Here is a 12,853-nt window from a genome sequence, read left to right on the forward strand (position 1 = left end):
GCCGGCCTCGCCGCCCGGCGCGTCGGCGCTGGGCTCGGTCGTTGCGGACGGGGCGCCGCCGGTGCTCGGCTCGTCGTCGCCGCCGCAGGCCGCGAGCAGGCCCGCGACGCCGACGGCGCCCAGGCCCATCAGGGCCGTGCGGCGGCCGATGCAACGGCCGCAGCCGGCATGGCCGCCGTCGGTCTCCCGGTCGACGGTGGTTGCCGCGTGGTGATGATCCATCGATCGCCTCTCCGTGTCAGCTGCGTCTGAGCGGCCGGCAGCACAACGTTCCGCCGGCTCGCCGCAGTGTCAACGACCGGCGCCGGCGGATGGCTCCGTCGCCGGCCGCAGCCACCGCTCACCTCTGGGTTGTACGGACCGGACGGCCGGATGGATTGGCCCCGCGCCCTCGTGGCCTAGACCCCGAGGATGTCCTTGAGGAACGCGCCGGTGTGCGACCCCTCGACCTTGGCCACCTGCTCGGGCGTGCCGGTGGCGACGACGGTGCCGCCGCCGGTGCCGCCCTCGGGGCCCATGTCGATGATCCAGTCGGCGGTCTTGACGACGTCGAGGTTGTGCTCGATGACGACGACGGTGTTGCCCTTGTCGACCAGCCCCTGCAGCACGCCGATGAGCTTGCGGATGTCCTCGAAGTGCAACCCGGTGGTGGGCTCGTCGAGAACGTAGATCGTCTTGCCCGTGGACCGCTTCTGCAGCTCGGCCGCGAGCTTGACCCGCTGTGCCTCGCCGCCGGACAGCGTCGGCGCCGGCTGACCCAGCCGCACGTACCCGAGGCCCACCTCGGTGAGCGTGCGCAGGTGCCGGGCGATGCGCTCGACCGGGGCGAAGAACTCGACCGCCTCCTCGATCGGCATCTCGAGCACCTCGGAGATGTTCTTGCCCTTGTAGTGCACCTCGAGCGTCTCGCGGTTGTACCGGGCGCCGTGGCAGACCTCGCACGGCACGTAGACGTCGGGCAGGAAGTTCATCTCGATCTTGATGGTGCCGTCGCCGGAGCAGGCCTCGCAGCGGCCGCCCTTGACGTTGAAGGAGAACCGGCCCTGCTGGTAGCCGCGGACCTTCGCCTCCTGCGTCTCCGCGAACAGCTTGCGAATGACGTCGAAGACGCCGGTGTAGGTGGCCGGGTTGCTGCGCGGCGTGCGGCCGATGGGCGACTGGTCGACGTGCACGACCTTGTCGACCAGCCCCATGCCCTCGATGCGCTTGTGCCGGCCCGGCACCGCCCGGGCGTTGTAGATCTCCTTGGCCAGCGACGTGTACAGGATGTCGTTGACCAGCGTCGACTTGCCCGAGCCGCTGACGCCGGTGACGGCGACGAAGCACCCCAGCGGGAAGCTGACGGTGACGTCCTTGAGGTTGTTGGCGCGCGCGCCGACGACCTTGAGCGCGCGGTCCTTCGTCGGCGGGCGCCGCACCGCCGGGATGTCGATGCGCTTCTTGCCCGACAGGTACGCGCCGGTCAGGGAGTCTTCCTGCGTCATGAGGTCGTCGACGGTGCCGCTGACGACCACCTGGCCGCCGTGCTCGCCGGCGCCCGGGCCGATGTCGACCACCCAGTCGGCCACCTTGATGGTGTCTTCGTCGTGCTCGACGACGATGAGGGTGTTGCCGAGGTCGCGCAGCCGGATGAGGGTCTCGATGAGCCGGTGGTTGTCGCGCTGGTGCAGCCCGATGGACGGCTCGTCGAGCACGTACAGCACGCCGACCAGGCCGGAGCCGATCTGCGTGGCCAGCCGGATGCGCTGCGCCTCGCCGCCGGCCAGCGTGGCCGACGCGCGGTCGAGGCTGAGGTAGTGCAGGCCGACGTCGACCAGGAACTGCAGCCGCTCGTTGACCTCCTTGAGCACCCGGGCGGCGATCTGCTCCTCGCGCTCGGACAGCTTCAGGGTGCGCAGGAACTCGGCGCACTCGCCGATGGGCAGCGCGGCGACGTCGGCGATGCTCTTGCCGCCCACCGTGACCGCCAGGACCACCGGCTTGAGCCGGGTGCCGCGGCAAGCCGGACACGGGACCTCGCGCATGAAGCCCTCGAACCGCTCGCGGCTGGCGTCGGACTCGGCCTCGGCGTAGCGGCGCCGCACCCACGGCAGCACGCCCTCGTAGGAGGTGTAGTAGGAGCGCTCGCGGCCGTAGCGGTTGCGGTAGCGGACGTGCACCTGCTCGGGATGACCGTGCAGGACGGCCTCGCGCGCCTTCTTCGGCAGCTTCTCGAACGGCACGTCGGTGCGGAACCCGATGGCCTCGGACAGCGCGGTGACCAGGCGGTCGAAGTACTCCGACGTGGTGCCGGGCGCCCACGGGGCCAGCGCGCCGTCGTCGAGGCTCTTGGACGGGTCGGGGACGACCAGCTCTTCGTCGACCTCCATGCGGGTGCCCAGGCCGGTGCACTCGGGGCAGGCCCCGAACGGGGAGTTGAACGAGAACGACCGCGGCTCCAGCTCCTCGAACGACAGCTCGTCGTAGGGGCAGTACAGGTGCTCGGAGTAGACCCGCTCGCGGTGGTCGTCGTCCTCGGGCAGGTCGACGAAGTCGAGCGTCACCAGGCCGCCGGACAGCCGCAGCGCGGTCTCGACGGAGTCGGTGAGCCGGCGCTTGGCGGACTCCTTGACCGCCAGCCGGTCGACCACCACCTCGATGGTGTGCTTCTCCTGCTTCTTCAGCTTCGGCACGTCGGTGAGCTGGTACACCGTGCCGTCGACGCGGGCCCGGGAGTAACCCTGCGACTGCAGCGTGCGGAAGAGGTCGGCGTACTCGCCCTTCCTGGCCCGGACCACCGGGGCCAGCACCTGGAACCGTGCGCCCTCCTCGAGGTCGAGCACCTGGTCGACGATGGACTGCGGCGTCTGCCGGCCGATGGGCCGCCCGCACTCGGGACAGTGCGGATGCCCGGCGCGCGCGTAGAGCAGGCGCAGGTAGTCGTACACCTCGGTGATGGTGCCGACGGTGGAGCGAGGGTTGCGCGACGTGGACTTCTGGTCGATGGAGACCGCCGGCGACAACCCCTCGATGAAGTCGACGTCGGGCTTGTCCATCTGCCCCAGGAACTGGCGGGCGTAGGCCGACAGCGACTCGACGTAGCGGCGCTGGCCCTCGGCGAAGATGGTGTCGAAGGCCAGGCTGGACTTCCCCGACCCGGACAGCCCGGTGAACACGATGAGCGCGTCACGCGGCAGGTCGAGGGAGACGTCTTTGAGGTTGTGCTCCCGTGCGCCGCGGACCACCAGGCGGTCGCCGGCTCGGGCGGCGGTTCGTTCGGTCATGGGATCGCGAGGACTCCGGTGTCGGTGGGCGGTGCGGTGGACAGGTGTACGGCTCATTGCATCGTAGGGGGCGGGTCCGACAAGGTCGCTCGGACGAACGGCCCGGGACGACCAACTCAGTCGCCGCTGCGGCCGATGAGGACTAGGTTCGAACCCGTGCCCACCGTGAACGCCGAACCGATGTCCCACGATTCCGGCGGCGACTCCCCCGCCGCCGGTCCGGTGACCGCCGCGACCGAGCGCATCATCGCGACGGCCGCCACGCTGGACGACGCTGACCTGACCGCGTCCAGTCTATGTCCCGGCTGGACGCGCGCCCACGTCCTCACACATGTGGCCCGCAACGCCGACGCGCTCTCCAACCTGCTGTCCTGGGCGCGCACCGGCCGCGAGAACCCGATGTACCCCAGCAGCGAGGCCCGTGCGGCCGACATCGAGGCCGGCGCCGGGCGCTCCGCCGCCGAGATCGTCGACGACCTGCGCGCGTCGGCCGACCGCTTCGTCCGCGCCGTCATGGAGATGCCCGACGACGGCTGGGAGCGCCAGGTGCGCCGCGGTCCGGCCGGCACCGGCGAGCCGCTGCCCGGACGGCGCGTGCTCTGGCTGCGGCTGCGCGAGCTCGAGGTCCATCACGTCGACCTCGCCGCCGGCTACGGCCCGGCCGACTGGCCCGACGCGTTCGTTCGCCGCGCGCTGGACGAGACGGTGCGCGCGTTCGGCCGTCGCGAGGAGGTCCCCTCCGTCACGCTCGAGATCGACGGCGCCGGCGTCGAGCACGTGGGCGCCGAGGCACCTGTCACGGTGGGCGGTGCGCCCGCGGACGTGCTGGCCTGGCTGACCGGCCGGTCCGACGGCGCCGGCCTGCGGGTCCAGCCGGCCGGGGCCGCCCTGCCCGCACTGCCGCCCTGGCTGTGACCGCGTACACCGGCCACGTGCGGCCCGGCGGCCCGCCGGCCGTGCACGAGCTGGCCCGGCTGGCCGTCACCAAGGCGTCGGTCGGCGGACGCTGGGACAACAACGTCTACGTCCTGCGCGACCGCTTCACCGGCGACGAACTGCTGATCGACGCCGCCGCGGAGCCGTCGCGGGTGCTGGCGCTGTGCGGCGAGGGCCCGCTGCGCTACGTCGTCACGACCCACCGGCACCCCGACCACTGGGGCGCGCTGGCCGAGGTGGTCGCGGCCACCGGCGCGGTGACGGTCGCGCACGCGGCGGACGCTCCGGCCATCCCGGTGCCGACGGCGCAGCCGGCGCAGCACGGCGACCGCCTGCGCTTCGGCGACGTCACGGTGGAGCTGATCCACCTCGCCGGCCACACACCCGGCGGCCTCGCGGTCCTGTACGACGACCCGACCGGTCCGCCGCACCTCTGGACCGGCGACTCGCTGTTTCCCGGCGGCGTCGGCAAGACCCACTCGGCGGCCGACTTCACGTCCCTGCTGGACGACGTCGAGCGCAGGCTCTTCGACCGGCTGCCCGACGAGACCTGGATCTACCCCGGCCACGGCGACGACACCACGCTCGGCGCCGAACGCCCGCATCTCGCGGAGTGGCGCGCCCGCGGCTGGTGAGGTGCCACACGTCTGATTCCGTCGGGTCGCGTTCCGGTGTGCTGCGTTGGCCTGGGTGTTCGCGTTGGACCGTCCCCTGCTGCCCGATTGTCTTGGCCGCGCACGCGCGCCTCAAGCGGACTATGGAGGCGCTTCGCGCCGACGATGACCGCTTGACCCGCGCGCCCGCGGCAAAGAACGGGCAGCTATCAGGGGGACGGGGGAAGAGCGGCGACGACTCCCGCGGCGTTGGCCCGTTACGGTGTGGCGTTGGTGTCGCTGAGCGTCCACATCGCGAGATTTCACCGTGATTCGCGGGTCATCACGAGGATTGCCCCAGCGTCAACACCCCTACAGTCATGTTGATGCTCACGTAATCCTCGTGATGTAGGCGATCGTTGATGATCATCGCCGTCCACAGCCCGACAAGGCGGGGCGAAACGGGCACGCCAAACGCCGAGGCGTGCCCCCATCCTCCCCGTCCCCCTGATAACTGCCCGTTCTTGGCCGCGGACGGGCGAGTCAAGCGGTCATCGTCGCGCGAAGCGCCACTAGTCCGCTTGACGCGCCCGTGCGCGGCAAGAGAATGGGCAGCAGGGGGACGGGGAGCCCGCCCCGGCGTACGTGCACCCGACGAACGACGAACCGGGCGTCAGCGGTGGTCGTCGACCCGCTGGTGCTCCGCGGCGGTGGCGTCGGCGCCCTCGGTGGCCGCGTCGGCCGAGGTGGCGGGCGAACCGCCCTCGACCTCGCTCCGGGCGGCGCCGGCCTTCGCGAGCTTGCGCTCGTCGCTGCGCGATTTCATGAGGCTGAGCACCGTCGTGACGATCAGTGTGCCGATGATGACCGTCAGCGACAGCCAGATGGGCACCTCGGGCACGTTGTGGAACGGCTCGCCGCCGTTGACGAACGGCAGGTTGTTCTCGTGCAGGGCGTGCATGACCAGCTTGACGCCGATGAACGCCAGGATGACCGCGAGGCCGGCGGACAGGTAGACCAGCCTCTCGAGCAGCCCGCCGATGAGGAAGTACAGCTGCCGCAGACCCATCAGCGCGAAGATGTTCGCCGTGAAGACGATGAACGCCTCCTGCGTCAGGCCGAAGATGGCCGGGATGGAGTCGACGGCGAACAGCAGGTCGGCGGAGGCGATGGACAGGAAGACGATGAGCATCGGCGTGTAGAGCCGCTTGCCGTTCTCGCGGATGCGCAGCTTGATGCCGTGGTACTCCTGCGTCATCGGTAGCACTCGCTGGGCCCGCCGCACCAGTGCGTTCTCGTACTCCTCGTCGTGGTCCTCGTGGTGGACCTGCTGGTTGGCCAGCCGGACCGCGGTGTACACGAGGAACGCGCCGAAGAGGTAGAACACCCAGGCGAACTGGTTGATCAGCGCCGCGCCGAGCAGGATGAACACGCCGCGCATGACGATGGCCGTGAGGATGCCGAACATCAGCACCGACTGCTGGAACTGCCGGGGCACCCGGAACTGGGCCATGATGATGACGAAGATGAACAGGTTGTCGACGCTCAGGCTGTACTCGGTGAGCCAACCGGCGAAGAACTCGCCGGAGGCCTGGCTGTGGCCGACGAACCCCAGGATGATGCCGAACACCACCGCCAGCCCCACGTAGAACGCCACCCACAGGCTCGCCTCACGGATGGTGGGGGCGTGCGGGCGGCGGGTGACGATGAGCAGGTCGGCAGCGAGCAGCAGGACGAGAACGACGAACGTTCCGACTTCGAACCACACGGGCAGGTTCAACACGAAGACAGAGTCCTCTCCGGTGAGCAGACCGCACAGCGGGCGCTGTGCGCAACCGGAGGTCTCGTCCGCCCAGGATCGCCGGGCCGGAGGCACCGGGAGGCTCCCGGTGTAGGGAGCATCCGTGATGACGATGCCACCGCGTCGGGAGTACTCCCCTCCACGCTGATCCCAGTATATTTCACAGCCCCCGCCCGAAGCGCAATTCGTTGCGCCGGGCGACGTTCTAGAGCACGCCGTTGCGCGCGGCCTGCAGGCCGGCCTGGAACCGGGTGCGGGCGCCGAGCCGGCCGCTGATCTCCTTGATCCGCCGCTGGACGGTGCGCTGGCTGGCGCCGACGTGCCGGGCGATCGACTGCTCCGTCAGGCCCGCGGCCAGCAGGTTCAGGATGACGCGGTCGTCGTCGACCTGGCCGTCCTGGTCGCTGGGCGCCAGCCGCAGCGGCATCGCCCGCAGCCACGTCTCCTCGAACACCTCGGCCAGCACGTCGAGCAGCCCGCTGGGGTGGACGACCAGCAGCTGGTCGGTGATGAGCGCACCGGCCTTGGCCGGGACCATGGCGTACCGGTCGTCGATCAGCAGCATGCGGGCCGGCAGCGTCGGCGCGACCCGGGCCTCCTCGCCGGCCGCGATGCCGCCGATGAGGTCGTGCAGGCGGCCGGGCAGGTCGACGGCGCTCTGCTCGTACAGGACGCGGTGCCGCACGCCGGCGCGCAGCAGCTCGACCTCGATGGGGTTGGGTTCGCTGTTGACGACGCCGTACGGCGGCCGCTCCATGGCCCGGACCTGCGTGCGGGCGCTGCTGTAGACGTCGACCAGCCGGCGGGCGGTCGCCTCGGAGCCGGTGACGATCTCGACGAGGTCGCCCGGCTCGACGGCGTCGTGGCGGCGGCGGTGCCGGATGGCGAGCTGGTCGACGAGGACGCGGCTGCGCTGCAGGTCGCGCTCGCGGGCGGCGAGTGTCTCGGCGAACGCCAGCGCGGGATCGACCAGGCGGTACGCGGGCGGCTCCCCCGGCAGCCGGTCGGCCAGGCCGCGGCGCTCGAGTGCGTCGAGCAGCTTCTCGACGGCGTCGGCGGACAGCCCGGCGGTGATCGCCGGCTCGAGCACGGCCGCCGTCGCCGGCCGGGCGTGGTCCAGCAGGGCGAGGTAGACGGTCTGCTCCTCGTCGCTGAGGCCGAACTGTTCCAGCATGCGCGGCTCCCGTGGTCGAGACCGCTGGCCAAAACGCGCCACTGACGGAATTTCGCCAAAGCATAGCCCTTGTCACGTTGATCGACACTTCGGCACGATCCGGACACCGCATCCGTGACGGCACGGCCGCCCGCACCCCGGAGGGCAGAGCGTTGCGCACGTACTGGAGAGCGGCCGCGGCCGCCGTCGTCCTCACCGGTCTGGTCGCGCAGGGGATCCCTGCCGCGACCGCCGAGCCGGCCGGCCCGGCGGGGTCGTCCCCACCCCTCGCCGGGCCGGCCGACGGTGTCACGGTCACGCTCATCACCGGCGACCGCGTCCACGTCAGCACCGGGCCCGGCGGCCGGCACGCGGCTACNTCCACGTCAGCACCGGGCCCGGCGGCCGGCACGCGGCTACCGTCGAACCCGCCACCAGGGCCGACGGCACCGTCCCCGGCTTCCACGAGCAGGAGATCGACGGCCACCTGCACGTCGTGCCGGCCGACGTCGCGCCGCTGGTCCCGGACGTCCTCGACCGTGCGCTGTTCGACGTCACGGCGCTGATCGAGCAGGGCTACGACGACGGGAGCAGCGACGTGCTGCCGGTGATCGTGGAGACGGCGAGGTCCGGCGCCGCCCGAGCCGCGCCGCTGCCGTCCGTCACCGCGACGGACACGCTGGAGTCGATCGACGCGATCGCCGCGGACGTCGACAAGGACGCCGCCGCGGCGCTCGCGGACGCGCTCACCGGCACCCGGCCGCTGGACGGCGCCGCCGCCAGAGCTGCGGACCCGCTGGCCGGCGTCGAGAAGATCTGGCTGGACCAGGCGATGACCACCGTCGACGAGGACAGCGCGCCGCAGATCGGCGCCCCGGAGGCGTGGGCCGCGGGGTTCACCGGCGCGGGCGTCACCGTCGCCGTCCTGGACACCGGCATCGACAGCACACACCCCGACCTCGCGGGCAAGGTCGTCGCCGAGGCGAACTTCAGCGCGTCGGACAGCACCACCGACCGGTACGGGCACGGCACCCACGTCGCCTCGATCGTCGCCGGCACCGGCGCCGCGTCCGACGGGCAGCGGCGCGGCATCGCCTACGAGGCCGACCTGCTCAACGTCAAGGTGCTCGACGACGGCGGCTCCGGCCCGATGTCCGAGGTCATCGCCGGCATGGAGTGGGCGGTCGCGAACGGCGCGGACGTCGTCAACCTCAGCCTGGGCGTGCGCGGCGGCTATACCGACGGCACCGACCCGGCCAGCCAGGCCGTGGACCGGCTCAGCGCGGAGTCGGACGCGTTGTTCGTCATCGCGGCCGGCAACGACGGCCCGGGCGCCGGCACCGTCACGACCCCCGGCGCGGCGGGCAGCGCGCTCACCGTCGGCGCCGTCGACAAGCAGGACGAGCTGGCCGGGTTCTCCAGCCGCGGCCCGCGGGCCGGCGACTTCGCGCTGAAGCCGGACGTGACGGCGCCGGGCGTCGGGATCGTCGCGGCGCGGGCCGAGAACGCCGTCATCGGGAACCCGGTCGGCGACGACTACCTCGCGCTGGACGGCACCTCGATGGCGACGCCGCACGTCGCGGGCGCGGCGGCGCTGCTGCTGCAGCAGCGGCCGGACTGGGCCGGCGCGGACCTCAAGGCGGCGCTGGCGTCGACCACGTCACCCAACGACGCGCTGACGGTCTACGAGCAGGGCACCGGCCGGATCGACCTCGCCCGGGCGACGACGCAGCAGGTGTTCGCGGCGAGCGGCCCGCTGGACGCCGGCTACTTCCCGTACCCGCAGGACGACGCCGCTCCGGTCACCCGGACTGTCACGTACCGCAACACCGGCTCCTCCCCCGTCACGCTGTCGCTGGCCGCCGAGGTCGCCGACGAGGACGGCACGGCGCCCGCGCCCGGCATGGTGACGCTCGGCGCGTCGTCGGTGACGGTGCCGGCCGGCGGGACCGCGGACGTCGCCGTCACCGTCGACCCGTCGGCCGGCGACTACGGCCTGTACGGCGGCTGGCTGCTCGCGACCGGCCCGGACGGGGTGAGCGTGCGGACCGCGCTGGGCTTCCACAAGGAGTCCGAGCGCTACGACCTCACGGTGCGCGGCATCGCCCGCGACGGCCGCCCGGCCGGCGGGATCAGCCTGGTCGACGTCGTCAACGTCGACGACACCTCGGTGTTCGCGGCGACCAGCGTCGGGTTCGTCGACGGCGCCGCGACGCTGCGGGTGCCGCCGGGCCGGTACGCGGCGATGGGCTACGTGTTCACCTACGACGAGCCGCACGTGTTCACGACGGAGACGGCGGCGGTGTTCGCGCCGGAGTTCACCGTCGACGGTCCGACGACGGTGACGCTGGACGCGCGCGACACCGTCCCGATCTCGGTGTCGGCGCCGGACCCCGTCGAGGCGACGAACACCATGCTGGCGTGGTGGCGGTCGGATCCGTCGGGGGCGTCCTACGCCCATTCGTTCTCCGTCGGCGCGCAGCCCGCCTTCGCCTCCCCGACCGACCCGGTGACCGTCGGCGACTTCGAGTACTACACGCAGTACTCGCTGGTCGCGCCGCTGATCCAGGTGCGGACGCTCACGCCGGAGGAGCGGCCGGTCGAGGCGTCGTACGTGTCGAACTCGGCGCTGCTGGACGGCTCGTTCGAACTGCCGATGGTGTACGCCGGGCTCGGGCGGCCGTCGGACTTCGCGGGCGTCGACGTCGAGGGGAAGATCGCGCTGATCCAGCGGGGCGAGATCACCTTCCTCGAGAAGATGCACAACGCGGCGGCCGCCGGCGCGAAGCTCGTCATGATCTTCAACAACGTGGCCGGCCCGCTGCCGATCGCCGGCGACCCGTCGACGGTGCCGACGATGTCGATGACCCGCGAGGAGGGCCAGGCGCTGCTCGCGCTGCTGGATCAGGGGCCGGTGACGGCCGCCGTCGAGGCGATCCCGGTCAGCCCGTACCTCTACGACCTGGTGCTGGTCGAGCCGGACGTCGTGCCGCCGGCGCTGGACTACGTCGTCGACTCCTCGACCACCACGCGGATCGACGTCGACTACCACAGCCACGTCGACGACCACGGCATCGGCGAGCTGCGGCACAAGTGGCGGCCGTGGGACGCGTTCTCGTTCGGCTTCCTGCGCCGGACGGTCGCGCCGCAGTCGCGGGTGGAGTACGTCTCGGGCGGCGACACGCTGTGGGCGCAGTACCTGTACGGCGCATCGACCGACGCCGATCCGTTCGGCTTCCCGCTGCAGTCGGCGCCGCGCACGTACGAGAACGGGTCGTCGCTGTCCGACGCGTGGCTGCGGCAGGTGCTGGCGCCTGGGCTGCTGCCGGTCGACTTCGGCGCGGAGAGCGCCGCGGCGTACCGGTACGGAGACGAGGTGACGCTGCGGCTGCCGGAGTGGACGGACGGCCACGGGCACTGGGGCGCCGCGGTCCCGGCGGTGGACACGCCGTCGTTCCGGCTGTTCGCGGACGGCGCGCTGGTGGCGTCGGGCGGACGGGCGGACGGGACGTTCGCGGTGCCGTCGTCGCCGTCGACGCTGCGGGTGGAGCTGGACGTGTCGCGGCCGGCCGCGCCATGGTGGCTCGCGTCGACGTCGACCTCGACGGCGTGGACCGTCCCATCGTCGTCCGTCGATGAGCCGACGGCGTTGCCGCTGCTGACGCTCGACTACGACGTCGACGTGTCGCTGCTGAACGTCGCCGCCAAGCCCGGCGCCCAGGTCGTCGACCTCACGGTCGGCCACCAGCCCGGCGCGGCGGGCGTGGCGCCGGTGGCCGGGGCGACGGTCGCGGTCTCCTTCGACGACGGCATGCGCTGGCAGCCGGCTCGGGTGGTGCCGCGCGGCGACGGGTCGTTCCGGGCGCTGGTGCCCCGTGTCCCGTCGTCGGCGACGCACCTGTCGCTGCGGGTCGAGGCCTGGGACCGGGCCGGCAACCGGATCGAGCAGGAGGTGCTGCGCGCCTACGCCCTTGGCTGAGCGCGCTGTGCGCGATGTGGCCGCCGCCACCGGAGACGAGCAGGTGACTCAGGCGGCGGCGGCCGTGCCGCCGGCGATCGTCGCGGCGAGTTCGCGAGCACGGTCGTGGGCGTCGGCCAGGGACGCCTCGTGCATCGGAAGCAGCGCGGCCAGCGCCGGCGCGTGGGGGGCCATCGTCAACTCGGGGATCACGGTGGTGACGTCGAGGCCGAGCATGTCCTCGTGGCCGAGCAGCGCCTCGAGGATCGGGACGACGTAATCCAGGCCGTGCCGGGGAGCGCCGGAACGGTAGCTGCCGCCCCGAGCCGAGATCACCACGGCGGGACGCCCGGCCACCTGGGAGGGGCCTTCGTGGTGGACGGTGCGGCCGAAGACGAGGATCTGGTCGAGCCAGGCCTTGAACACCGACGGCATCGTCAGGTTGTACATCGGCACCGTGAAGAGGTAGGCGCCGGCGCCGAGGAACTCCTCGATCAGGACGTCCTGCATCGCGGCCGCGGCGGCCTGCTCGTCGGTGTGCTGGGCGGGGTCGGTGACGCGTGCGGTGATGCCGGCCGCGTCGAGGTGGGGCACGGGTGCTGCGGCGAGGTCGCGGTGGACGACCTCGCCGCCCCAGCCGTCGAGGAAGGACCGGGCGACCTGCCGGGAGACCGAGGCCTCGCCGAGCGAGGAGGAGTCGATATGAAGCAGGTAGGACATGGGGGTTCCTTTCGGACGCGGGTGTTACATACTGGTAGTGCGGTTGCACCCGGATGAGAGGAATCGAGATGGCGCCGGCGCGACAGATCACTGGTCCCTGCCAGACCTGGCCGGAGGACAGCGCCTTCATCCGTGAGGTGCTCGACCGCATCGGCGACAAGTGGTCGGTGCTGACCGTCAGCACCCTGAGCGCCGGCTCGTTGCGCTACTCCGATCTGCAGGCGAGCATCCCGGGGATCTCCCAGCGGATGTTGACCCAGACGCTCAAGCACCTCGAGCGCGACGGGCTGATCACGCGGACGGCGTACGCCGAGGTCCCGCCGCGAGTGGAGTACGAGCTGACGGACCTAGGTGTACTCGGCCATGAGGTTGGTGACGGCGTGTCGGGTTGAACGGGTGAGAGCCCCCGGGTGGGGTGTGGCTTGTCGA

The 12,853-nt window shown here is 71.9% G+C and carries 8 protein-coding genes and 1 pseudogene; 4 read left to right on the forward strand and 5 right to left on the reverse strand.

Annotation, left to right across the window (positions count from 1 at the left end; translation table 11 throughout):
- Together DY240_RS13550 and uvrA are read right to left on the reverse strand one after the other, a co-directional pair.
- Positions 1 to 222: pseudogene (locus DY240_RS13550) on the reverse strand (hypothetical protein); the annotation flags it as partial.
- A 176-nt stretch (positions 223 to 398) separates the two neighbouring features.
- A complete protein-coding gene (gene uvrA / locus DY240_RS13555; RefSeq protein ID WP_119660405.1) occupies positions 399 to 3,263 on the reverse strand; it encodes an excinuclease ABC subunit UvrA in 2,865 nt (954 codons plus the stop codon).
- 180 nt (positions 3,264 to 3,443) lie between these two features.
- Between uvrA and DY240_RS13560 the strand changes: the two genes are divergently transcribed.
- Together DY240_RS13560 and DY240_RS13565 are read left to right on the forward strand one after the other, a co-directional pair.
- On the forward strand, positions 3,444 to 4,178 hold the full coding sequence (locus tag DY240_RS13560) for a maleylpyruvate isomerase family mycothiol-dependent enzyme (protein ID WP_119660410.1): 735 nt from the start codon (positions 3,444 to 3,446) through the stop codon (positions 4,176 to 4,178).
- Positions 4,175 to 4,834, forward strand: coding sequence for an MBL fold metallo-hydrolase (locus tag DY240_RS13565; RefSeq protein WP_199701454.1), 660 nt, complete (start codon positions 4,175 to 4,177; stop codon positions 4,832 to 4,834). Before DY240_RS13560 ends, DY240_RS13565 begins: the two co-directional genes overlap by 4 nt.
- A 631-nt stretch (positions 4,835 to 5,465) precedes the next feature.
- Here DY240_RS13565 and DY240_RS13570 read toward each other — a convergent pair.
- Positions 5,466 to 6,572, reverse strand: a complete 1,107-nt coding sequence (locus tag DY240_RS13570; protein ID WP_119660412.1) for a TerC family protein — start codon at positions 6,570 to 6,572, stop codon at positions 5,466 to 5,468.
- Between the two features lie 226 nt (positions 6,573 to 6,798).
- Positions 6,799 to 7,767: a helix-turn-helix domain-containing protein gene (locus DY240_RS13575; protein WP_119660406.1), complete on the reverse strand. Its 969-nt coding sequence runs from the start codon at positions 7,765 to 7,767 to the stop codon at positions 6,799 to 6,801.
- Between the two features lie 811 nt (positions 7,768 to 8,578).
- On the opposite strand from DY240_RS13575, the gene DY240_RS34095 reads away from it, so the two are divergent.
- Positions 8,579 to 11,725 carry a S8 family serine peptidase gene (locus DY240_RS34095; RefSeq protein ID WP_407659324.1) on the forward strand — a complete coding sequence of 1,049 codons (3,147 nt, stop codon included), beginning with the start codon at positions 8,579 to 8,581 and terminating at the stop codon, positions 11,723 to 11,725.
- Between the two features lie 48 nt (positions 11,726 to 11,773).
- Here the strand turns inward: DY240_RS34095 and DY240_RS13585 are convergent, their stop codons facing one another.
- A complete protein-coding gene (locus DY240_RS13585) occupies positions 11,774 to 12,424 on the reverse strand; it encodes an FMN-dependent NADH-azoreductase (RefSeq protein ID WP_119660408.1) in 651 nt (216 codons plus the stop codon).
- Positions 12,425 to 12,492: 68 nt separating this feature from the next.
- On the opposite strand from DY240_RS13585, the gene DY240_RS13590 reads away from it, so the two are divergent.
- On the forward strand, positions 12,493 to 12,816 hold the full coding sequence (locus tag DY240_RS13590) for a winged helix-turn-helix transcriptional regulator (RefSeq protein WP_119660409.1): 324 nt from the start codon (positions 12,493 to 12,495) through the stop codon (positions 12,814 to 12,816).
- Positions 12,817 to 12,853: the final 37 nt, after the last annotated feature.

The sequence above is a fragment of the Jiangella rhizosphaerae genome (genome assembly GCF_003579925.1).
Taxonomy (GTDB): Bacteria; Actinomycetota; Actinomycetes; order Jiangellales; family Jiangellaceae; genus Jiangella; species Jiangella rhizosphaerae.

Excerpts from the sequence above, each read along its gene's own strand:
- uvrA (WP_119660405.1), bottom strand. The coding sequence starts at position 3,263 with ATGACCGAACGAACCGCCGCCCGAGCCGGCGACCGCCTGGTGGTCCGC.
- DY240_RS13560 (WP_119660410.1), top strand. The coding sequence starts at position 3,444 with ATGTCCCACGATTCCGGCGGCGACTCCCCCGCCGCCGGTCCGGTGACC.
- DY240_RS13575 (WP_119660406.1), bottom strand. The coding sequence starts at position 7,767 with ATGCTGGAACAGTTCGGCCTCAGCGACGAGGAGCAGACCGTCTACCTC.
- DY240_RS34095 (WP_407659324.1), top strand. The coding sequence starts at position 8,579 with ATGACCACCGTCGACGAGGACAGCGCGCCGCAGATCGGCGCCCCGGAG.
- DY240_RS13585 (WP_119660408.1), bottom strand. The coding sequence starts at position 12,424 with ATGTCCTACCTGCTTCATATCGACTCCTCCTCGCTCGGCGAGGCCTCG.
- DY240_RS13590 (WP_119660409.1), top strand. The coding sequence starts at position 12,493 with ATGGCGCCGGCGCGACAGATCACTGGTCCCTGCCAGACCTGGCCGGAG.